Origin of the sequence: Streptomyces sp. NPDC096136, assembly GCF_044763325.1 — a bacterium.
Lineage (GTDB): Bacteria > Actinomycetota > Actinomycetes > Streptomycetales > Streptomycetaceae > Streptomyces.
The window spans coordinates 14,954-35,762 of the sequence record NZ_JBIWFZ010000031.1 but is presented as its reverse complement, the minus strand read 5'-3'; the positions used below and the strand labels follow the sequence as shown (position 1 = coordinate 35,762).

19 protein-coding genes and 1 other RNA gene are annotated in these 20,809 nt (G+C 72.8%); 17 read left to right on the top strand and 3 right to left on the bottom strand.

What is annotated here, in order from left to right; all coding sequences use genetic code 11:
• Positions 1-3: 3 nt before the first annotated feature.
• A complete protein-coding gene (gene prfB / locus ACIRBY_RS36355; RefSeq protein WP_403908923.1) occupies positions 4-1,113 on the top strand; it encodes a peptide chain release factor 2 in 1,110 nt (369 codons plus the stop codon).
• Positions 1,114-1,238: 125 nt separating this feature from the next.
• Here prfB and ACIRBY_RS36350 read toward each other — a convergent pair whose 3' ends face one another.
• Entirely contained in the window at positions 1,239-1,427 is a 189-nt protein-coding gene (locus ACIRBY_RS36350; protein ID WP_403908921.1) for a hypothetical protein, read from the bottom strand.
• A 228-nt stretch (positions 1,428-1,655) separates the two neighbouring features.
• Here ACIRBY_RS36350 and ftsE point away from each other — a divergent pair, with 228 nt between their 5' ends.
• The 6 genes from ftsE to ACIRBY_RS36320 all read left to right on the top strand — a co-directional run bounded on the left by ftsE (position 1,656) and on the right by ACIRBY_RS36320 (position 6,259).
• Positions 1,656-2,345 (top strand): cell division ATP-binding protein FtsE, encoded by a 690-nt coding sequence (ftsE, locus tag ACIRBY_RS36345; protein WP_042810247.1) that lies wholly within the window; start codon positions 1,656-1,658, stop codon positions 2,343-2,345.
• A gap of 17 nt (positions 2,346-2,362) precedes the next feature.
• Complete coding sequence (ftsX, locus tag ACIRBY_RS36340; RefSeq protein ID WP_403908918.1) at positions 2,363-3,349, top strand: permease-like cell division protein FtsX; 987 nt, start codon at positions 2,363-2,365, stop codon at positions 3,347-3,349.
• A gap of 67 nt (positions 3,350-3,416) precedes the next feature.
• Complete coding sequence (locus tag ACIRBY_RS36335) at positions 3,417-4,604, top strand: S41 family peptidase (protein WP_403908915.1); 1,188 nt, start codon at positions 3,417-3,419, stop codon at positions 4,602-4,604.
• An 18-nt stretch (positions 4,605-4,622) separates the two neighbouring features.
• A complete protein-coding gene (gene smpB / locus ACIRBY_RS36330; protein WP_390687528.1) occupies positions 4,623-5,108 on the top strand; it encodes an SsrA-binding protein SmpB in 486 nt (161 codons plus the stop codon).
• Positions 5,109-5,209: 101 nt separating this feature from the next.
• Positions 5,210-5,598, top strand: a transfer-messenger RNA (tmRNA) gene (gene ssrA / locus ACIRBY_RS36325).
• Positions 5,599-5,710: 112 nt separating this feature from the next.
• A complete protein-coding gene (locus ACIRBY_RS36320) occupies positions 5,711-6,259 on the top strand; it encodes a GNAT family N-acetyltransferase (protein WP_403908911.1) in 549 nt (182 codons plus the stop codon).
• A 347-nt stretch (positions 6,260-6,606) separates the two neighbouring features.
• On the opposite strand, the gene ACIRBY_RS36315 is transcribed toward ACIRBY_RS36320, so the two are convergent.
• The gene (locus ACIRBY_RS36315; RefSeq protein ID WP_403908908.1) at positions 6,607-7,983 is read right to left on the bottom strand and encodes an MFS transporter; all 1,377 of its coding nucleotides are present in this window, start codon (positions 7,981-7,983) and stop codon (positions 6,607-6,609) included.
• 84 nt (positions 7,984-8,067) lie between these two features.
• Between ACIRBY_RS36315 and ACIRBY_RS36310 the strand changes: the two genes are divergently transcribed.
• The 8 genes from ACIRBY_RS36310 to ACIRBY_RS36275 all read left to right on the top strand — a co-directional run bounded on the left by ACIRBY_RS36310 (position 8,068) and on the right by ACIRBY_RS36275 (position 18,005).
• A complete protein-coding gene (locus tag ACIRBY_RS36310; protein WP_403908905.1) occupies positions 8,068-9,036 on the top strand; it encodes a LysR family transcriptional regulator in 969 nt (322 codons plus the stop codon).
• Positions 9,037-9,133: 97 nt separating this feature from the next.
• A complete protein-coding gene (locus tag ACIRBY_RS36305) occupies positions 9,134-10,576 on the top strand; it encodes a nitrate/nitrite transporter (RefSeq protein ID WP_403908902.1) in 1,443 nt (480 codons plus the stop codon).
• 158 nt (positions 10,577-10,734) lie between these two features.
• On the top strand, positions 10,735-11,886 hold the full coding sequence (locus tag ACIRBY_RS36300; protein WP_403908899.1) for a uroporphyrinogen-III synthase: 1,152 nt from the start codon (positions 10,735-10,737) through the stop codon (positions 11,884-11,886).
• Positions 11,887-11,895: 9 nt separating this feature from the next.
• Complete coding sequence (locus ACIRBY_RS36295; protein WP_403908896.1) at positions 11,896-12,447, top strand: GNAT family N-acetyltransferase; 552 nt, start codon at positions 11,896-11,898, stop codon at positions 12,445-12,447.
• Positions 12,448-12,538: 91 nt separating this feature from the next.
• Positions 12,539-13,102 (top strand): CGNR zinc finger domain-containing protein, encoded by a 564-nt coding sequence (locus ACIRBY_RS36290; protein WP_403908893.1) that lies wholly within the window; start codon positions 12,539-12,541, stop codon positions 13,100-13,102.
• 126 nt (positions 13,103-13,228) lie between these two features.
• The gene (locus ACIRBY_RS36285) at positions 13,229-15,535 is read left to right on the top strand and encodes a HelD family protein (protein WP_403908890.1); all 2,307 of its coding nucleotides are present in this window, start codon (positions 13,229-13,231) and stop codon (positions 15,533-15,535) included.
• A gap of 443 nt (positions 15,536-15,978) precedes the next feature.
• Positions 15,979-17,415, top strand: coding sequence for an NAD-dependent malic enzyme (locus ACIRBY_RS36280; protein WP_403908887.1), 1,437 nt, complete (start codon positions 15,979-15,981; stop codon positions 17,413-17,415).
• Between the two features lie 308 nt (positions 17,416-17,723).
• Positions 17,724-18,005: an HU family DNA-binding protein gene (locus tag ACIRBY_RS36275; RefSeq protein ID WP_007264399.1), complete on the top strand. Its 282-nt coding sequence runs from the start codon at positions 17,724-17,726 to the stop codon at positions 18,003-18,005.
• A 203-nt stretch (positions 18,006-18,208) separates the two neighbouring features.
• Here the strand turns inward: ACIRBY_RS36275 and murA are convergent, their stop codons facing one another.
• Complete coding sequence (murA, locus tag ACIRBY_RS36270) at positions 18,209-19,546, bottom strand: UDP-N-acetylglucosamine 1-carboxyvinyltransferase (protein ID WP_403908884.1); 1,338 nt, start codon at positions 19,544-19,546, stop codon at positions 18,209-18,211.
• Positions 19,547-19,808: 262 nt separating this feature from the next.
• On the opposite strand from murA, the gene ACIRBY_RS36265 reads away from it, so the two are divergent.
• A complete protein-coding gene (locus ACIRBY_RS36265; RefSeq protein WP_266577096.1) occupies positions 19,809-20,369 on the top strand; it encodes a YqgE/AlgH family protein in 561 nt (186 codons plus the stop codon).
• A 29-nt stretch (positions 20,370-20,398) separates the two neighbouring features.
• Positions 20,399-20,683, top strand: a complete 285-nt coding sequence (locus tag ACIRBY_RS36260; protein WP_042817018.1) for a DUF3039 domain-containing protein — start codon at positions 20,399-20,401, stop codon at positions 20,681-20,683.
• The last annotated feature ends 126 nt before the right edge of the window (positions 20,684-20,809 follow it).

Below are 20,809 nucleotides of genomic sequence, written 5' to 3'. Positions count from 1 at the left end.
CCCGTGGCAGTCGTCGATGTTTCCGAAGAGCTGAAGTCCCTCTCCTCGACCATGGGGTCGATCGAGGCCGTCCTGGACCTCGACAAGCTGAGGGCAGAAATCGCCGTGCTCGAGGAGCAGGCCGCCGCGCCGTCCCTGTGGGACGACCCGGACGCCGCCCAGAAGATCACGAGCAAGCTTTCGCACCTCCAGGCCGAGGTCCGCAAGACCGAGACGCTGCGCGGCCGCATCGACGACCTCGCGGTGCTCTTCGAGCTCGCGCAGGAGATGGAGGACGCCGACACCCTGGCCGAGGCCGAGGCCGAGCTGGTGTCCGTCCGCAAGGCGCTGGACGAGATGGAGGTCCGGACCCTGCTCTCCGGCGAGTACGCCGAGCGCGAGGCCCTGGTCAACATCCGCGCCGAGGCCGGCGGCGTCGACGCCTCCGACTTCGCCGAGCGCCTCCAGCGCATGTACCTGCGCTGGGCCGAGCGCCACGGCTACCCGACGGAGATCTACGAGACCTCCTACGCGGAAGAGGCCGGCATCAAGTCGACCACCTTCGTGGTCAAGGCCCCGTACGCGTACGGCACCCTCTCCGTCGAGCAGGGCACCCACCGCTTGGTCCGCATCTCGCCCTTCGACAACCAGGGCCGCCGCCAGACCTCCTTCGCGGGCGTCGAGGTGCTGCCGGTCGTCGAGACCAGCGACCACGTCGAGATCGACGAGTCCGAGCTGCGCATCGACGTGTACCGCGCCTCCGGCCCCGGCGGCCAGGGCGTCAACACGACCGACTCCGCCGTGCGCATCACCCACATCCCGACCGGCATCGTGGTCTCCTGCCAGAACGAGCGCTCCCAGATCCAGAACAAGGCCAGCGCGATGAACGTGCTCCAGGCCAAGCTGCTGGAGCGGCGCCGCCAGGAGGAGCAGGCCAGGATGGACGCCCTCAAGGACGGCGGCAGCTCCTGGGGCAACCAGATGCGCTCCTACGTCCTGCACCCGTACCAGATGGTCAAGGACCTGCGGACGGAGTTCGAGGTCGGCAACCCGCAGGCGGTCCTCGACGGCGAGATCGACGGCTTCCTGGAGGCCGGCATCCGCTGGCGCAAGCAGCAGGAGCAGACCGCCTAGCCGACGGCGGCGACGCGCGAACAGGACGACGCGCGGCAGAACAGCGGGGAAGGGCCCGGACACCGTGGGTGTCCGGGCCCTTCCCCTTCGCCTGTGAACCGCCTGCGATCGGGACGCGGCGCGGCCTACGCGGTCCGGGCCACCAGTGCCAGCGCGGCCACCAGCACCACCATGAGCACGATGAGCGCCATCGGATTCAGCCCTGCGAAGGGGCCTTCCTGCTGGAGGCGCTCCCGGTTCGCCCGGCACACCGGGCAGCGGCCCTGGCTGACAGGTGCCGCGCAGTTCGCGCACACGAGCCGGTCAATTGTCATGCGCTCCTCCTCTCGTCCCCTCGTGACGCATAACGGCAGGGGGACCGAGTCCGTTCCCCCTACCACTCTGCCAGCTCCGCCGACATTCGGCGCGGCCCGTCCGGGCACGGGCGGTCCGACTCCCCCGGGAGCCGGGGATAAATGGGGCAACTCAGGATGCCGGGTCCCCACCCCGCGCCCGTTCGCGTATGGTCACGCACACCTACTCCCGGCGACCGTGGTGCACCCGTGATCCGATTCGACAACGTCTCCAAGTCCTACCCGAAGCAAACCCGGCCCGCACTCAGAGATGTCTCCCTCGACATCGCCAAGGGCGAGTTCGTCTTCCTGGTCGGCTCCTCCGGCTCCGGCAAGTCCACCTTCCTGCGGCTGGTCCTGCGCGAGGAACGGGCGAGCCACGGGCAGGTGCACGTCCTGGGAAAGGACCTCGCGAAGCTCTCCAACTGGAAGGTCCCGCACATGCGGCGCCAGCTGGGGACCGTCTTCCAGGACTTCCGGCTCCTGCCCAACAAGACGGTGGCCGAGAACGTCGCCTTCGCCCAGGAGGTCATCGGCAAACCGCGCGGCGAGATCCGCAAGGCCGTCCCGCAGGTGCTGGAGCTGGTCGGCCTCGGCGGCAAGGAGGGGCGGATGCCGGGCGAGCTGTCCGGCGGCGAGCAGCAGCGCGTGGCCATCGCCCGCGCCTTCGTCAACCGCCCCGCCCTGCTGATCGCCGACGAGCCGACGGGCAACCTCGACCCGCAGACCTCCGTCGGGATCATGAAGCTGCTGGACCGGATCAACCGGACCGGCACCACGGTCATCATGGCCACGCACGACCAGCAGATCGTGGACCAGATGCGCAAGCGCGTCATCGAACTCGAACAGGGCCGACTCGTACGCGACCAGTCGCGCGGCGTCTACGGCTACCAGCACTGAAAGGCACCTGAGACGCCATGCGCGCCCAGTTCGTCATGTCGGAGATCGGCGTCGGCCTCCGCCGCAATCTCACCATGACCTTCGCGGTCATCATCTCCGTGGCCCTGTCGCTGGCCCTCTTCGGGGGCTCCCTGCTCATGCGGGACCAGGTCAGCGCCATGAAGGGGTACTGGTACGACAAGGTCAACGTCACCGTCTACCTCTGCACCAAGAACGACGCCATCGACGCCGCCGCGGGCAGCGCCCCGGCGGCGGCCGGCGCGCCGGGCGCCCCCGCCGCACCCGCCGCCGGGAACGGCAAGCCCTGCTCCAAGGGCGCCGTCACGCCCGAGCAGAAGCAGGGCATCGAGCGCGAGCTCAAGAAGATGGACCTCGTCCAGACCGTCATGTACGAGTCCTCGGACGAGGCCTACAAGCACTACAAGGAGCGCTTCGGGCACACCGCCCTGGCCTCCGTCGTCACCCCCGACCAGATGCCCGACTCCTTCCGGGTCAAGCTGAAGAACCCCGAGAAGTACGACGTCATCACCTCCGCCTTCGCCGGGCGCGACGGGGTCCAGTCGGTGGCTGACCAGTCCACCGAGCTCGACAACCTCTTCGCCCTGCTGGGCACCCTCAACTGGGCCGCCCTCGGCATCATGATGATCATGCTGATCGTGGCACTGCTGCTGATCGTCAACACCGTGCGCGTCTCGGCGTTCAGCCGTCGGCGGGAGACCGGCATCATGCGCCTGGTCGGCGCCTCCGGCTTCTACATCCAGGTGCCGTTCATCATGGAGGCGGCCGTGGCCGGCCTCATCGGCGCCGGCTTCGCCTGCGCCATGCTCGGCGCGGGCCAGTACTTCGTGATCGACCACGGCATCGGGCTCCGCGACAAGCTCCAGCTGATCAACTTCATCGGCTGGGACGCGGTCCTCACCAAGCTCCCGCTGGTCCTGGTCATCGGCCTCCTGATGCCCTCCCTGGCGGCCTTCGTCGCGCTGCGCAAGTACCTGAAGGTGTGACGAGCGCCCTCCGGCGCGTGCGGTCAACCCCGCTTGCGGCGGCGGGGCTTGTCCTAGACTCGGCCGCATGCCGGGTCTGCCCGCTCTCTGTCTCCGGCCCCGCGACCTGCGTCGCGGGGCCTTCTTAACGCTGCTGTTCGCCGTCTCCGTGGGCGCCGCGGCGGCCACCGGGTGCTGGGGGTCACCCGAGGCGGACGGGGCCCGTCCCGCCTCCGCCAGCGCCGCGGAGCCGGAGCGGGGGCTGCCACCGGCTCCCGGCACCGCCGACCGGGAGGCCGTCGCCCGCGCCGCCGCCGAGGCCGTCGCCGAGGGCAAGTCCGGGAAGAAGGCCGCCCAGGAGGTGGTCAGCCGCAGCGGCGACCGCTGGGGCACCGTCTACGACCAGGGCGAGTACGCCGCCTTCGCCGAGGACCTCGACGGCCGCTGGACCGGCGTCGGCCTCTGGACCGGGCGCCGCGCCGACGGCCGCATCGAGGTCGACCGGGTCCAGCCCGGCAGCCCCGCCGCCCGGGCCGGCCTGCGCGCCGGCGACCGGCTGCTGAGCGTCGACGGCCGCGAGGTCAGCGGCCTGCCCGTCGCCGACGTGGTGGCCCGGCTGCGCGGGGAGGCCGGCACCCCGGTGGTCCTCGGCCTCGGCCGGGACGGCGCCGTCCTCACCGAGACCGTCCGCCGGGAGGAGCTGCGCGCCGACCCGGTGACCGTGCGACGCCTCGCGGGCGGCATCACCGTGATCAAGGTGGCCTCCTTCACCCGGGGTTCGGGCGAGCGCGTCAAGGAGGCCGTCCGCGAGGCCCCGCCGGGCGGCGGGGTGATGCTGGACCTGCGGGGCAACCCGGGCGGGCTGGTCGCCGAGGCGGTCGCCGCGGCCTCCGCCTTCCTGGACGGCGGGCTCGTGGCGACGTACGACGTGCGCGGCTCCGAGCGCGCCCTGTACGCGGCCCCCGGCGGGGACACGGCCCGCCCCCTGGTGACCCTCGTGGACGGCGGCACGATGAGCGCGGCCGAGCTGGTCACCGGCGCGCTCCAGGACCGCGGCCGCGCGGTGGCGGTGGGCACCCGCACCTTCGGCAAGGGCTCCGTGCAGATGCCGACCCAGCTCCCGGGCGGCGCGGTGGCGGAGCTGACGGTCGGCACGTACCGCACTCCGGCGGGCCGCAGCCTCGACGGCGGGGGCATCACCCCGGACCTGGCCGTGGGCGACGGGGCCGAGGAGCGGGCGCGGGCGGTATTGGGTGGCCTCGGGGTGGGGTCGTAGTGCGAAAATGACCGCACTATGGCTAAGGAAAAAGGGCGCAAGCTGATCGCCCAGAACAAGAAGGCGCGGCACGACTACGCGATCATCGACACCTACGAGTGCGGCATCGTGCTCACGGGCACCGAGGTCAAGTCCCTGCGCCAGGGCCGGGCCTCGCTGGTCGACGGCTTCGTGTCGGTCGAGAGCGGCGAGGTGTGGATGTACAACGTCCACGTCCCGGAGTACAGCCAGGGCACCTGGACCAACCACAGCGCCCGCCGCAAGCGCAAGCTCCTCATGCACCGCGAGGAGATCGACAAGCTGGAGCGCAAGGCGGAGGAGTCGGGTCACACGGTCGTGCCCCTGGCCCTGTACTTCAAGGACGGCCGCGCGAAGGTCGAGATCGCGCTGGCGAAGGGCAAGAAGGAGTACGACAAGCGCCAGACCCTGCGCGAGAAGCAGGACACGCGCGAGACCCAGCGGACGATCTCCGCGATCCGCCGCAAGCAGCGGGGCACGGTTTAATCTCCTGGCACGCGGTGGTCCGCTTCGCGTACCATGGCGTCAGCACCACCCCCCAGGGGGCGGCGCAGCTTGAGCAGTACACAACTCAAGAGTGACAACATGGGGATGATCGGTTTCGACAGCGGATGTCGATGCAGGGGAAGCGAGCCGAGGAAGCGGCAATGATCTCGCTAACCACATGTCGCAAAAAATAATCGCCAACTCCAAGAGCGATAACTCCCGCTTCACCCTCGCTGCCTAATAACAGTGAGCTGAAGCCTCTGTGAGGAGCGTCAGCCCGGAAGTGGTCCCGGTCCGGATCCTGGCGTCAACAAGGGATCTAAACCTCTAGCCCCGGTCACGGGGGTTGGAGGGAAACCAAACAGTGACTGAGCCCGTCGGAGACTTGTCCGTGTGATCTCCGGGGCCGAGAAAAGCGCAGCGGACTGCGCTCGGAGAAGCCCTGCTTCTGCACCGTTGGACGCGGGTTCGATTCCCGCCATCTCCACTCATCCCATGTGGGCGAAGGCCCCGCAGCCGTTGGCTGCGGGGCCTTCGTCATGTGCGGCGCCTCGGGGTGCGCGGGCCCTTGACCGGCTTTCATGATCGATTAAGGTGGCGCGATGTTCGAAGGAAACCTGGTGAGACTGCGCGCACTGCGCGCCGAAGACGCCGAGCACCACCTGCGCTGGCGCAACGATCCGGAGGTCGTGCGCCTGGCCTCGGCCGGCGATCCCTGTTTCGGGCCGGTCACCGCCGAGGCGGTCGGGCTGGCGTTCGAGCGGATGCTGCGGCTCGTGCCGAGGGAGTCGGCCGTGTTCACGGTCGAGGACCTGGAGAGCGGGCGGGTCATCGGCATGGCCGACTACCGCGACCTCGACCCCTACCTCGGGGTGGCCACGCTGGGCGTCACCATCGGCGAGCGGGAGTTCTGGGGCCGCGGCCACGGCCGTGACGCGACGCGGGTGCTCGTGGACCACCTGTTCGGCGCGTACGGGCTGCACCGGCTGGAGCTGGACACCTGGAGCGGCAACGAGCGTGCCGTGCGGGCGTTTTCGGGGCTCGGCTTCCGCGAGGAGGGGCGCCTGAGGGCGGCCGTGCTGGTGGCGGGGGAGCGCTACGACCGCGTGCTCTTCGGGATGCTGCGCGAGGAGTGGGCGAAGCCCGTGTGACGGGTGGAGCGGGCGGTCGGGGAGCGGTCAGGAGCAGTACGGGACCTTGTTGAGGTTCAGTGCGCAGCGTCCTGCCGGTCTTCCCGTAGCCCGTGCCGGGGCCGGAGCGGATGCCGAGGCCCTGGCCGGAGGGGACGATACGGGCCTTCGGGCCGCCCTCGCCGTGGTGCTCGCCCTTGCCGTGGTCGTCCTTGCCGCCCTTGCCGTCCTTGCCGCCCTTGCCGTCCTTGCCACCCTTGCCGTGGTGGTCGCCCTCGGGGCCCCGCGGGTCGGTGTTATGGCCGATCACGGCGGGGAAGGGTGCGCCCCACGCGGTGGCGTCACCCGGCAGCCGGATGAAATCCCGATCAACGGCCCGGTCGTGGAGTCGCCGGTCCGATGAGCAGTGCGGCCAGTGCCGCGGCGGCCGGCAGGAGGTACGCCGTCCCCGTGCCGAGGCGGTCGACGGCCAGGCCCGCCGTGGCGGATCCGGCCGCGATGCCGGCGAGGATCGCGGTGACGGCCAGCGTCATGCCCTCGTTGAGGCGGCCCTCGGGGGTGCGGGACTGGACCAGGCCCATCGCGGTGACCATCACCGGCGCCGTGGACATCCCGGCCAGCAGGAGGGCCAGGGCCAGCGGGACGAGGGAGCCGGTGGCGGCCGCCGCCCACGGCAGGGCCATCGCCCCGGCCAGCGCGACCAGGCAGGTCCGCAGGCTCCTCGGGCGCCGCGCCCCGTACAGCAGGCCGGCGGCGCAGGAGCCCGCCGCCTGGAGCGCGAGCACCGGGCCGGACGCGCCGCCGAGGCCCAGGGCGGAGAGGTGGGCGATCGAGGTGACCTCCATCGAGCCGAAGACCAGGCCGGTGGCGAGGAAGAGGCCGAGGAGGGGGAGCAGGGCGCGCAGCGGGGACCGGCCGGCCGCGGCCTTCGGCGTCCCGCCGGCCGGGGGCTCGGTGGCGCGGTGCGCGGTGAACACCAGCATGCCGGTCAGCAGCAGCGCCGCCCCGGTGAGGGTGCCCGCCTCCGGGAAGGCGGCGGTGCACAGGAAGGCGGCGAGGACCGGGCCGAGCATGAAGCACAGTTCGTCGGCGGCCTGTTCGAAGGACATCGCGGTGTGGTGCGCGGAGCGGGGCAGCAGGTGCGTCCAGCGGGCCCGGGACATGCCGCCGGTGTTGGGGGTGGTGGCGGTGGCCGCGTAGGAGGCGAACAGGGTCCAGGCGGGGGCGTGCGTACGGACGCACAGGACGAGGGAGAGCGAGCCGAGCACCGCGACCAGCGTGGCCGGCACGGCGATCCGGGCCTGCCCGTACCGGTCGACGAGGCGGGCCGTCCACGGCCCGACGACGGCGGTGGCGGCCATGCCGGTCGCGGTGACCGCGCCGGCGAGGGCGTACGAGCCGCGCTGCCCGGCGATCATCATCACGGCGCTGATCCCGAACATGCCCATGGGGAGCCGGGCGAGCAGGTTCCCGGCGGTGAACCCGCGGGCCCCGGGGACGGCGAAGAGCCGGGCGTAGGGGCCGAGGAAGCGGGACCGGGCCCGGGGGCCGGCGTCCTCCGGGCCCGGGGCGGTGGCCCGCGGTGGGGGCGTGGGGCCGGTCAGGGCGCGGGTTCCGGCCGGGGCGGTGCCCTGCTGCGGGGTCGCGGCGGCGGTCCGGGTGCGGGTTCCGGCCGGGGGCGGGGGCGGGGCGGCCAGGACGAGGGTGGTGCCCGTGACGGCCATGAGCGGGGTTTCCTGCGGCATGCCACGAGCCTGCGGCCCGCCCCCGTCGGCGGTCCAACACCTGTTCCGGGGCCATTCACGCGGTCCCGTTGTTAATCTCTCCGGGTGACCTCCCCCGACGTGGACCCCCGGCTGCTGCGCGGCTTCCTCGCCGTCGCCGAGGAGCTGCACTTCACCCGCGCCGCCGCCCGCCTCTACGTGGCCCAGCAGGCCCTCAGCCGTGACGTCCGCCGGCTCGAACGGGTCCTGGGCACGCCCTTGTTCACCCGCACCACCCGGGCCGTCGAGCTGACCGCCGACGGCGTGCGCCTGCTGCCCCACGCCCGCGAGGTGCTCCGCGCCCACGAGGAGCTGGCCGCCGCCTTCGCCGGACCGCCCCCCGCCCTCCTCGTCGACCTCAACACCGACGGCCCCACCACCGCCCGCCTCGTCCTGGAACGGGCCCGCGAACTCGCCCCCGGCCACGAGCTGATGGCCCGCTTCGAGAGCGGCCTCACCCATGCCGCCGCCGAGATCGCCGCCGGGCGGCTCGACGTCTCCTTCGGCTACGTCGCCGGCCTGGACCCCGCCCTGCGGGCCCGGCTCGCGCACCTGCCCGTGCGCCACGAACCCCTCGCCGTGCTGCTGCCCGAGGAGCATCCGCTGGCCGCGCTGGAATCCGTACCCCTCGCCGCGCTCGCCGGGGAGACCGTCTACGCCGGGGCCGGCAACCCGCGCACCCTGGAGTGGACCGGGCTGGCCCGCGAGCTGTTCGCCGGGCGGGGCGTCGCGCTCGCGCCGCCCGCGCCGGTGGCGATGGGCAAGGAGGAGTTCATGCGAGTCATGACCAAGACCCGCAACCCGGTCCTGGTCACCGTCGGCTTCCTCGACGTGCCCGGCTGCGTCAAACGCCCCCTCGTGGACCCCGTACCGCTCTCCCCGCTGTCCATGGTCTGGCGCGAGGGGCTGCGCCACCCCGGCCTGGAGGCCCTCGCCCGCGCCGCCGCCGAACTCCAGGACGCCCACCGCTGGCTGGAACTCCCCCCGGACGGCTGGCTCCCGGCAGGGCTCACATCCGGCGCCCGCGGCGGGTGAGAGCAAGGTTTCCCCCCGGTCATCCGGCGGGGACCGGGGCCGAAACGCGCCGTTCCTAGCGTCGTCACCACGGACGCGACAGCTGTGGAGGCGTGTGATGACCGCTACGACGACGACCGCACCGCACGAAGGGGGCGGCGGCCCGGGGGACGGCCCGCGCGGCAGCCGGGGGGACGGCCCGCGCCGCCGGGGAGGCCGCTGGATCGAGCGCTGGGACCCCGAGGACGAGGCCTTCTGGCGGGAGACCGGCGAGCGCACGGCCCGCCGCAACCTCCTCTACTCCGTCTTCTCCGAGCACATCGGCTTCTCCATCTGGTCGCTGTGGTCCGTGATGGTGCTCTTCATGGGCCCCGCCTACGGGATCGACCCCGCCGGGAAGTTCTTCCTCATCGCCACCGCCACCGCCGTCGGCGGCCTGGTCCGGGTCCCGTACACCTTCGCCGTCGCCCGCTTCGGCGGCCGCAACTGGACCGTCGTCAGCGCCCTGCTGCTGCTCGCGCCGACCACGGCCGCACTGGTCGTCATGGAACCCGGCACCCCGTACGCCACCTTCCTCGCCGTCGCCGCGCTGACCGGGGTGGGCGGCGGCAACTTCGCCTCCTCCATGACCAACATCAACGCCTTCTTCCCCCTCCGGAAGAAGGGCTGGGCCCTCGGCCTCAACGCCGGCGGCGGCAACATCGGCGTCCCGGTCGTCCAGCTCGCCGCGCTGCTCGTCATCGCCACCGCCGGCGCCGGACACCCCCGGCTGCTGCTCGCCGCGTACCTCCCGCTGATCGTGGCCGCCGCCGCGCTGGCCCTGGCCCGCATGGACAACCTGGCCCCCGTCCGGGGCGACGCGGGCGCGGTCCGGGAAGCCGTCCGCGAGCCGCACACCTGGATCATGGCCCTGCTCTACGTCGGCTGCTTCGGCTCCTTCATCGGCTACAGCTTCGCCTTCGGGCTCGTCCTCCAGACCCAGTTCGGGCGCACCCCGCTCCAGGCCGCGTCCCTCACCTTCGTCGGCCCGCTGCTCGGCTCCCTCGTCCGGCCCGTCGGAGGGGCGCTCGCCGACCGGTTCGGCGGGGCGAGGATCACCCTGGGGGCGTTCGTGGCGATGGCCGCGGCGACCGGGGTGGTCGTCCTGGCCTCCGTACGGGAGTCCCTGCCGGTGTTCCTCGCCGGCTTCACCGCCCTGTTCGCGCTCAGCGGGCTGGGCAACGGCTCCACGTACAAGATGATCCCCGGCATCTTCCAGGCCCAGGCGCTCGCCCGCGGGCTCGGCGGCGAGGAGGCCGCCGCCCACGGGCGTCGGCTGTCCGGGGCCGCCATGGGCCTGATCGGCGCGGTCGGCGCGCTCGGCGGACTCGGCATCAACCTGGCCTTCCGCGAGGCCTTCGCGGCCTCGGGGGAGGGCACCACGGCCTTCGTCGCCTTCCTCGGCTTCTACGCCGTGTGCTGCGCCGTCACCTGGGCGGTATACATTCGCCGGCCCGCCGCCCCGCACACCGGCCCCGAGGCGGCCGGCAGCGGGGCGAAACCCCAGCTCACCTCCGTATGAGGGCGGCCGGGAGCGCCAAAGGCGCTTAACGGCACGGAAATACGACGGAACCGAGCCCGACACGACCGGTTGGCAGGCTCGGTTACCGCCATGCCGAGGCCGGCCGACGCCGGCGTCGGCTTCAGGGACGGACGTACTGGGCAAGGCAGGTCACCACGATGGACGACGCTACGCACGGCCCCCTCGCGGGGTTCACCGTCGGAGTCACCGCCGCGCGCCGCGCGGACGAGCTGATCGCCCTGCTGCGCCGGCGCGGCGCCGCGGTCGTGCACGCGCCCGCGCTGCGGATCGTTCCGCTCGCCGACGACGGCGAGCTGCTGGCCGCCACCCGGGACCTCGTCGACAACCCGCCCGACGCCGTCGTCGCCACCACCGCGATCGGCTTCCGCGGCTGGATCGAGGCCGCCGACGGGTGGGGGATCGGCGAGCGGCTCCTGGAGCGGCTGCGCGCCACCGAACTCCTCGCCCGCGGGCCGAAGGTCAAGGGCGCCGTACGGGCCGCCGGGCTGGTCGAGTCCTGGTCCCCGCGGTCCGAGTCCCTGGCCGAGGTACTGGACCGGCTGCTGGCCGGCTCCGTCGCCGGGCGGCGCATCGCGCTCCAGCTGCACGGCGAGCCGCTGCCCGGGTTCGTGGAGGCGCTGCGGGACGGCGGGGCCGAGGTGGTGCCGGTGCCGGTGTACCGGTGGATGCCGCCGGAGGACCTCGCGCCGCTGGACCGGCTGCTGGACGCGGTGGCCGTCGGGGCGGTGGACGCCGTCACCTTCACCTCCGCGCCCGCCGCCGCCTCCCTGCTCTCCCGGGCCGGGGAACGGGGGCTGCGCGAGGCGGTGCTGGAGGCGCTGCGGGGGCCGGTGCTCGCGGCCTGCGTGGGCCCGGTGACCGCGCTGCCGCTCCAGGGCGAGGCGGTCTCCACCGTCCAGCCGGAGCGCTTCCGCCTCGGGCCGCTGGTGCAGCTCCTCTGCCAGGAACTCCCCGGCCGGGCGCGGGTCCTGCCCGTCGCGGGGCACCGGCTGGAGATCCGGGGGCACGCCGCGGTCGTCGACGACCGGCTGCGCCCCGTGCCGCCGGCCGGGATGGCCCTGCTGGCGGCGCTGGCCCGGCGGCCCGGCTGGGTGGTGTCCCGGGCGGACCTGCTGGGCGCCCTGCCCGGTTCCGGGCGCGACGAGCACGCCGTCGAGACGGCGATGGCCCGGCTCCGGGCCGCCCTCGGGGCGCCGAACCTGATCCAGACGGTGGTCAAGCGCGGCTACCGGCTCTCCCTGGATCCCGGTGACGGCGAGGGCTGGAGCGCGGCGGGGACCGTCCGCTAGCGTGCCCACGTGATCATCAACGGGGTGGAGATGAGGAGCCCGGCCGTCGACGACGCCGCCGCGCTGACCGAGGTACTGATACGCAACCGGGCGTACATGGCGCCCTACGACCCCTGGCGGCCCGAGGAGTACTACACCGAGGCCGCCCAGCGGGCCCGCATCGAGGGCATGCTCGCCGAGCAGGAGGCCGGGCGGCTGGCCGCGTACCTGCTCGTCGAGCCGGCGGGCGGCGCGGTCATCGGGGCGATCAACCTCGGCAACATCGTCCGCGGGCCCCTGCTCAGCGGCGGCGTCGGCTACTGGATCGACCAGGACCGCCAGGGCCGCGGGCTGATCACCGCCGCCGTGGAGCAGGTCTGCCGCACGGCCCGCGACGAGCTCGGGCTGCACCGGGTCGAGGCCCAGACCCTGGTCGACAACACCGCCTCGATGAGGGTCCTGGCCAAGGCGGGCTTCACCGAGTGCGGGCTCGCACCCCGCTACCTCCACATCAACGGCGCCTGGCGCGACCACCGGCTCTTCCAGCGCGTGCTGCACGACGACCCGCCGCCCGCGCCGTAGCCGCGACGGCCCCCCGCACGGGGGCTTCCGCTCCGCCTGCGGCGACGGCACTCTGGGAGGGCGTCCCACGGCGACCGAGGCGGTGACGGGCATGTGGTTCGATTCCGGGCGGGTCTGTCTGGACCTGCTGGCGACCCGCAACCCCCGGGGGGCCGAGGCCCTCCGCGACGGCGACGAGCTGCGCCTGTGGCTGGTCGGCGCCGGGCTGGTGCCCGACCGCACCCCGCTCGGCCGGCTCGGGCCCGACTGGGTCGAGGCCTTCCGCCTGCTGCGCCGCGACGTCGACCGCCTCGTCCGGGCCGAACTGGCCGGCGCGGGCCCGGAGGAGGACGCCCTGGCCCGCGTCAACGCCGCCGCCGCGGGACCCCCGCCGGGAGTGTGCGCGGTACGGGACCGGGAGGGACACCTGGTGCGGGAGCTGTGCGGCGGCGTCGAATGCGCGGGCCTGCTGGCCACGGTGGCCCGGGACGCGGTGGAGCTCCTCACCGACCCCGGCGACCTGGCCCTGCTCCGCTCCTGCGGCGGCGACGGCTGCGCCCGCCTCTACCTGGACACCTCCCGCGGCCACCGCCGCCGCTGGTGCTCCAGCGAGGTCTGCGGCAACCGGGAGCGCGTGGCCCGGCACCGGCGCCGGGTCCGGGGCGCGGTGGCGTAGGCGGTCCGGCGCGTCGCGCGGGGCGAAAACGGCACCCGACGGCCCGCCGCGCGGACCGGGCGTGCGGAGTGGGGGCTGGTTCGCGTACGGTTGACGGTCGCCCACGCACGTCAGAAGGGGGCCTTGGTGGCCGCGCAGAATGCCGCTGTCGACAGCACGGCGGATTCCGTCCGCGATCGGGAGATCGCGGTCGAGCAGACGCATCTCGATCAGGTGTACCGACGCCTTGAGGAGAAGATCCACGAGGCCGAGTTCCTCATGAACGACGCCGCCCAGCGCGGCCAGGTGGGCACGCCCGGCGCGCTCGCCGAGCGGGACGCGCAGGTCTTCCGCGCCGGGATCCACCTCAACCGGCTCAACAACGAGTTCGAGGACTTCCTCTTCGGGCGGATCGACCTCGTGCTCGGGAAGGACGGGGAGCGGGGGCCCGACGGCGCCTACACCTCCGTCCAGCCCGCGGAGGACGCGATCAGGCCGGACCTGACCGCCGAGATCGCCGAGACCCTGCACATCGGGCGCATCGGCGTGCTCGACAGCGACTACGCGCCGCTCGTCATCGACTGGCGCGCCCCGGCCGCCGCGCCGTTCTACCGCTCGACGCCCAAGGACCCCGGCCGGGTGATCCGCCGCCGGGTGATCCGCTCCAAGGGCCGCAAGGTGCTCGGGGTCGAGGACGACCTGATGCGTCCCGAGATCACCGCCAGCCTCGGCGGCCGGGAGCTGCCGGCCATCGGCGACGGTGCGCTGATGGCCGCCCTCGGGCGGGCCCGTACGCACACCATGCGGGACATCGTCTCGTCCATCCAGGCCGAGCAGGACCTGGTCATCCGCGCCCCCGCCGCCTCCGTCGCGGAGGTCGCGGGCGGGCCGGGCACCGGCAAGACCGCCGTCGCCCTGCACCGCGCCGCCTACCTCCTGTACCAGGACCGCCGCCGCTACTCCGGCGGCATCCTGATCGTCTCGCCGACCCCGCTGCTCGTCGCCTACACCGAGGGCGTGCTGCCCTCGCTCGGCGAGGAGGGCCAGGTCGCGATCCGCGCGCTCGGCTCCCTCGTCGACGGCGCCGAGGCGAGCACGTACGACGAGCCCCCCGTGGCCCGGATCAAGGGCTCCTCCCGCATGCTCAAGGTGCTCCGCAAGGCGGTGCGCGGAGCGCTGGAGCTGGGCGACGCCCCGGAGCGGCTGCGCGTGGTGGCCTTCGGCCGCCGCGTCGAGCTGGAGGCCCCGGAGCTGAACCGGATCCGGCAGAACGTGCTCGGCGGCACCGCCCCCGTGAACCTGCTGCGCCCGCGCGCCCGCAAGCTGCTGCTGGACGCCCTGTACGCGAAGACCGGCGGGTCCGGCCGGCACAGCGACCCGGAGCTGGCCGCCGAGCTGCGCAGCGCCTTCGACGAGGACATCTCCACCGAGGACGACTTCCTCGGCTTCCTGAACGCCTGGTGGCCGGAGCTCACCCCGCGCCGGGTGCTGGCCGCCATGGCCGACGAGCGGCGCCTGGGCCGCTGGTCGCGCCGGGACCTGAACCCGCGCGAGACCCGCCAGCTGGCGCGTTCGCTGCGCCGGGTCGGGGCGGACGGCTCCGGGCCCCTCTCGGTGCACGACGTGGCGCTGCTCGACGAGCTCCAGCAGCTCCTCGGCGCGCCCGCGCGGCCGAAGCGCAAGCGGGAGATGGACCCGTTGGACCAGCTCAGCGGGCTGGAGGAGCTGATGCCGACCCGGGAGGAGACCACCTGGGAGCGGGCCGAGCGGATCGCGGCGGAGCGGACCGAGTACGCGCACGTGATCGTGGACGAGGCCCAGGACCTGACGCCGATGCAGTGGCGGATGGTGGGCCGGCGGGGCCGTACGGGCACCTGGACGGTGGTCGGCGACCCGGCGCAGTCCTCCTGGACGGACCCCGACGAGGCGGCCGCCGCCCGTGACGAGGCGCTGGGAAGCCGGCCGCGCCGGCGGTTCACGCTGACGGTGAACTACCGCAACCCGGCCGAGGTCGCCGAGGTGGCCTCGCGGGTGCTGGAGCTGGCGATGCCGGGGATGGAGCCGCCGACGGCGGTGCGCTCGACGGGCCTGGAGCCCCGCTTCACGACGGCCGCAGAGGACCTCGGGGCGGCGGTGCGGGAGGAGACCCGGCGGCTGCTGGGCCAGGTGGACGGCACGGTCGGCGTGGTCGTGGCCATGGACCGGCGCGCCGAGGCGGCGGGCTGGCTCGCCGACCTGGGCGAGCGGGCGGTGGCGCTGGGCAGCCTGGAGGCGAAGGGCCTGGAGTACGACGCGACGGTGGTGGTCTCACCGGCGGAGATCGCGGCGGAGTCCCCGGCGGGCCTGCGGGTGCTGTACGTGGCGCTGACGCGTGCCACGCAGCAGCTGACGGTGGTCTCGGCGGAGGCCGACTCCCCGGACGGGAACGGGGTGCCGGAGCTCCTGCGCCCCTGATCCGGGCCCGCGGCCGAACGGCCCGCGGCCGGGAGCGTGACGGCGCCGTCCAACTCGCGGGAGGGGGGATCGCTTCCGGCGATCCTTTGTTAGCCTGGGTACGACACCGGCTCGATCCAAGCCCCCGGGCCCAACCTTCGTCGCTTAGAGCGACCACTTGCCGCGAGGCGAGCATGGCGGGTCGGTGTCTTAGTCGGAACACCAGGTCCGCGCCCTCCGTTCAAGGAGGGCGCGGACCTGTTTTGTGTGTACCCACCATTCCAACACCCGGAGTTCTCTCGTATGGTGGAAGTGTTCTTCCGAAATTTGTAGCTGGTTACCTTGTACCGGCTGGTAGGTGGGACGATCGGACAACAGGTCCTGCCGAACCTGCCATCGAACGGGTGGCGCCGCGCGGGACCCTGTGCTTACAGAAGAACCAGGGACAGAAGAGGAACACGGCCATGGCAACGGCGCCCAGCGTCTCGTATTCGATGACGGTCCGCCTGGAAGTGCCCGCGAGCGGAACCGCGGTCTCCCAGCTCACCACCGCCGTGGAGTCTTCCGGCGGCTCGGTCACCGGCCTCGACGTGACCGCCTCCGGCCACGAGAAGCTCCGCATCGACGTCACCATCGCCGCCACCTCCACCGCCCACGCCGACGAGATCGTCGAGAAGCTGCGCGGCATCGAGGGCGTGAGCCTCGGGAAGGTCTCCGACCGCACCTTCCTGATGCACCTCGGCGGCAAGATCGAGATGTCGTCCAAGCACCCCATCCGCAACCGTGACGACCTCTCGATGATCTACACCCCGGGCGTCGCCCGCGTGTGCACGGCCATCGCCGAGAACCCCGAGGACGCGCGCCGCCTGACCATCAAGCGCAACTCCGTCGCAGTCGTGACCGACGGCTCCGCCGTCCTGGGCCTGGGCAACATCGGCCCGATGGCCGCGCTGCCCGTCATGGAGGGCAAGGCGGCCCTCTTCAAGCGCTTCGCGGGCATCGACGCGTGGCCGATCTGCCTGGACACCCAGGACACCGACGAGATCGTGGCCATCGTCAAGGCGATCGCCCCCGGCTTCGCCGGCATCAACCTGGAGGACATCTCCGCGCCCCGCTGCTTCGAGATCGAGGCCCGGCTGCGCGAGGCCCTCGACATCCCCGTCTTCCACGACGACCAGCACGGCACCGCCATCGTCGTCCTCGCCGCCCTCACCAACGCACTGCGCGTCGTGGGCAAGGCAGTTGAGGACGTCAAGGTCGTCATGTCGGGCGCCGGCGCCGCCGGTACGGCCATCCTCAAGCTGCTCCTCGCCGCCGGCGTGAAGAACGCCGTCAGCGCCGACATCCACGGCGTCGTGCACGCCGGCCGCCCCGACCTGGTCGACGCCGCGCCGGACTCCCCGCTGCGCTGGATCGCCGACAACACCAACCCCGAGGGCTACACCGGCACCCTCAAGGAGGCCGTGGTCGGCGCCGACGTCTTCATCGGCGTCTCCGCCCCCAACGTGCTCTCCGGCGAGGACGTCGCCGCCATGGCCGAGGGCGCCATCGTGTTCGCGCTCGCGAACCCGGACCCGGAGGTGGACCCGGCCGTCGCGCGCCAGACCGCCGCCGTCGTGGCCACCGGCCGCTCGGACTTCCCGAACCAGATCAACAACGTGCTGGTCTTCCCCGGCGTCTTCCGCGGCCTCCTGGACGCCCAGTCCCGGACCGTGAACACCGACATGATGCTGGCCGCCGCCACCGCCCTCGCCGACGTCGTCGGCCGGGACGAGCTGAACGCGAACTACATCATCCCGTCCGTCTTCAACGACAAGGTCGCGGGCGCCGTCGCCGGCGCCGTCCGCAAGGCGGCGCAGGCCGGTGCCGAGAAGGGCGCTGTGACGGGCCCCACGGCCTGATACCGGCGCGTCGCGGGATGCGGGCCCGGCGGGGCGCCTCTAGGGTTGCGGGGATGCCCGCGCTGTGCGCGGTCCGCATCGGCATCGGAGCCTCGGGTGCGACGGAGCGTCACTGCGGCGTGACTGTGGCGCTTTTCGTGTGACCCTGGCGGGTGCCGGATTGGCTTTCCCGCCGCTGGTGGGGGCAGGATGCGTAACCGGGCGAGAGGGTCTGACGTTCAGACCCGGGTCCGGGGACTGTCCTAGGGCCCTGGCAGCATCGGCTTCGATCTCACGCCTCTAAGGCAAGTTGAACACGGGAGTACAACATGAACCGCAGTGAGCTGGTGGCCGCTCTGTCCGAGCGCGCCGAGGTGACCCGCAAGGACGCCGACGCCGTTCTGGCCGCGCTCGCCGAGACCGTCGGCGAGATCGTCGCCAAGGGCGACGAGAAGGTCACCATCCCCGGCTTCCTGACCTTCGAGCGCACCCACCGTGCCGCTCGCACCGCGCGCAACCCGCAGACCGGCGACCCCATCCAGATCCCGGCCGGCTACAGCGTGAAGGTCTCCGCGGGCTCCAAGCTCAAGGAAGCCGCCAAGGGCAAGTAGTACCGCCCTTGTGCCGAGGGCCGCACAGGCCCTCGGGACGGCAGTGGTACGTAGAACGGCCGAGGGCGGCCACCCCGGTGGGGTGGCCGCCCTCAGGCCTTTCCCGGGCCTTCCAGGCCCTCCCAGGGGCCTTGTGGGCCCCGGGAGGGGAAGATCCGGACGGAGGGGCCCCGGTGATCGTTCCCGATCACCGGGACGGGGTGTCAGACCAGGTCGCCGTTGGGCAGCTCGACCTTGGCGCCCAGCTCGACGAGCTTCTCCATGAAGTTCTCGTAGCCGCGGTTGATCAGGTCGATGCCGTGGACGCGCGAGGTGCCCTCGGCCGCCAGCGCCGCGATCAGGTACGAGAACCCGCCGCGCAGGTCGGGGATGACCAGGTCGGCGCCCTGCAGCTTGGTGGGGCCGGAGACGACCGCCGAGTGCAGGAAGTTGCGCTGGCCGAAGCGGCAGGCGCTGCCGCCCAGGCACTCGCGGTACAGCTGGATGTGCGCACCCATCTGGTTGAGCGCCGAGGTGAAGCCGAGGCGGGACTCGTAGACCGTCTCGTGGACGATCGACAGGCCGGAGGCCTGCGTCAGGGCCACGACCAGCGGCTGCTGCCAGTCGGTCTGGAAGCCGGGGTGGACGTCCGTCTCCAGCGCGATCGCGTTGAGCGGGCCGCCCGGGTGCCAGAAGCGGATGCCCTCGTCGTCGATCTCGAAGGCGCCGCCGACCTTCCGGAAGGTGTTCAGGAAGGTCATCATCGAGCGCTGCTGCGCCCCGCGGACGTAGATGTTGCCGCCGGTCGCCAGGGCCGCGGACGCCCAGGACGCCGCCTCCAGGCGGTCCGGGAGCGCCTTGTGGTTGTAGCCGCTCAGGCGGTCGACACCGGTGATCCGGATGGTCCGGTCGGTGTCCATGGAGATGATCGCGCCCATCTTCTGCAGCACGCAGATGAGGTCCTCGATCTCGGGCTCGACGGCGGCGTTGCTGAGCTCGGTCACGCCCTCGGCCAGCACGGCCGTCAGCAGGACCTGCTCGGTCGAGCCGACCGACGGGTAGGGCAGGCGGATCTTGCATCCGCGAAGGCGCTGCGGGGCCTCCAGGTACTGGCCGCCCTCGCGCTTCTCGATGGTCGCGCCGAACTGGCGGAGCACCTCGAAGTGGAAGTCGATCGGCCGGCCGCCGATGTCGCAGCCGCCCAGGCCCGGGATGAAGGCGTGGCCGAGGCGGTGCAGCAGCGGGCCGCAGAAGAGGATCGGGATGCGGGAGGAGCCCGCGTGCGCGTCGATGTCGGCGACGTTCGCGCTCTCGACGTGCGAGGGGTCGAGGACCAGCTCGCCCGGCTCCTCGCCGGGGCGCACGGTCACGCCGTGCAGCTGGAGCAGACCGCGCACGACCCGCACGTCACGGATGTCGGGAACATTGCGCAGCCGGCTCGGCTCACTGCCGAGCAGGGCGGCCACCATGGCCTTCGGCACGAGGTTCTTCGCACCGCGGACACGGATCTCGCCCTCGAGCGGGGTTCCGCCGTGGACAAGCAGGACATCGTTGCCGGTCATGGATCTCGCGTTCCGGAGTGGATGGGCAGGGGACCAGACGTAAGGGTAAGGGCCACCACCCCCTTGTTTGTATGGGTGACGGGGCCGTAGGACTGTCATGAATTCGGTACACCACGTACGGTGTCCGCCAGGTAGCGGAGTGTTGCGTTCCGGCGGATGGGGCGGCGCGCGCTCCCCTCTGCAGCCGTGCGCCCCGGGCGGTGCCGGGTCCGATCCGGCCGCCCGCTCCCCCCGGAGGGCGATTGTGCGAGATCATGTGCCCATGACCGAGGTGTCCTCCCTCACAGGGCGGCTGCTCGTGGCCACCCCCGCCCTCGCGGATCCGAACTTCGACCGCGCGGTGGTGCTGCTGCTCGACCACGACGAGCAGGGCTCGCTCGGCGTGGTCCTCAACCGGCCCACCCCCGTGGACGTCCGCGACATCCTGCTGCCCTGGGCCCCGCTCGCCGGCGACCCCGGCGTGGTGTTCCAGGGCGGCCCGGTCGCCCTGGACTCGGCCCTGGGGGTCGCGGTGATACCCGGCGAGGAGGGCCCCCTCGGCTGGCGCAGGGTGCACGGGGCCATCGGGCTCGTCGACCTGGAGACCCCGCCGGAACTGCTCGCCGCCGCCCTCGGGGGCCTGCGCATCTTCGCCGGGTACTCCGGCTGGGGGCCCGGCCAGCTGGAGGCGGAGCTGGGCGACGGCGCCTGGTACGTCGTGGACTCCGAGCCCGGCGACGTCTCCTTCCCCGACCCCGAACGGCTGTGGCGCGCGGTGCTGCGCCGCCAGCGCAGCGAGCTCGCGATGGTCGCCACCTATCTGGACGACCCGTCGCTGAACTGACCCCGGCGGGGTTCAGTACCCTGGTTTTTATGAGCACTCTTGAGCCCGAGCGCGGGACTGGTACGGGGACCCTCGTAGAGCCGACGCCGGTGGTGTCCCACGGCGACGGCGACCACGAGCGCTTCGCCCACTACGTCCAGAAGGACAAGATCATGGCGAGCGCCCTCGACGGGACCCCCGTCGTCGCGCTCTGCGGCAAGGTCTGGGTGCCGGGCCGCGACCCGAAGAAGTACCCCGTCTGCCCCATGTGCAAGGAGATCTACGACTCCATGGGCGCCGGCGGCGACAAGGACAAGGGCGGCAAGGACCAGTAGCCGGGTCCGGTACACCGCCGGGAAGGCCCCCGGGAGCGCGCGTGCGCGCCCCGGGGGCCTTTTGCGGGCCCGGGCGGCGCGGCTAGGGTCGGCGGCGACGAGCGCTCTGCTGTGAGGGGCTGACGC

Coding starts and splice junctions, on each gene's coding strand:
- ACIRBY_RS36350 (WP_403908921.1), bottom strand. CDS start 1,427: ATGACAATTGACCGGCTCGTGTGCGCGAACTGCGCGGCACCTGTCAGC.
- ftsX (WP_403908918.1), top strand. CDS start 2,363: ATGCGCGCCCAGTTCGTCATGTCGGAGATCGGCGTCGGCCTCCGCCGC.
- ACIRBY_RS36335 (WP_403908915.1), top strand. CDS start 3,417: ATGCCGGGTCTGCCCGCTCTCTGTCTCCGGCCCCGCGACCTGCGTCGC.
- smpB (WP_390687528.1), top strand. CDS start 4,623: ATGGCTAAGGAAAAAGGGCGCAAGCTGATCGCCCAGAACAAGAAGGCG.
- ACIRBY_RS36320 (WP_403908911.1), top strand. CDS start 5,711: ATGTTCGAAGGAAACCTGGTGAGACTGCGCGCACTGCGCGCCGAAGAC.
- ACIRBY_RS36315 (WP_403908908.1), bottom strand. CDS start 7,983: ATGCCGCAGGAAACCCCGCTCATGGCCGTCACGGGCACCACCCTCGTC.
- ACIRBY_RS36305 (WP_403908902.1), top strand. CDS start 9,134: ATGACCGCTACGACGACGACCGCACCGCACGAAGGGGGCGGCGGCCCG.
- ACIRBY_RS36300 (WP_403908899.1), top strand. CDS start 10,735: ATGGACGACGCTACGCACGGCCCCCTCGCGGGGTTCACCGTCGGAGTC.
- ACIRBY_RS36290 (WP_403908893.1), top strand. CDS start 12,539: ATGTGGTTCGATTCCGGGCGGGTCTGTCTGGACCTGCTGGCGACCCGC.
- ACIRBY_RS36280 (WP_403908887.1), top strand. CDS start 15,979: ATGGCAACGGCGCCCAGCGTCTCGTATTCGATGACGGTCCGCCTGGAA.
- ACIRBY_RS36275 (WP_007264399.1), top strand. CDS start 17,724: ATGAACCGCAGTGAGCTGGTGGCCGCTCTGTCCGAGCGCGCCGAGGTG.
- murA (WP_403908884.1), bottom strand. CDS start 19,546: ATGACCGGCAACGATGTCCTGCTTGTCCACGGCGGAACCCCGCTCGAG.
- ACIRBY_RS36265 (WP_266577096.1), top strand. CDS start 19,809: ATGACCGAGGTGTCCTCCCTCACAGGGCGGCTGCTCGTGGCCACCCCC.
- ACIRBY_RS36260 (WP_042817018.1), top strand. CDS start 20,399: ATGAGCACTCTTGAGCCCGAGCGCGGGACTGGTACGGGGACCCTCGTA.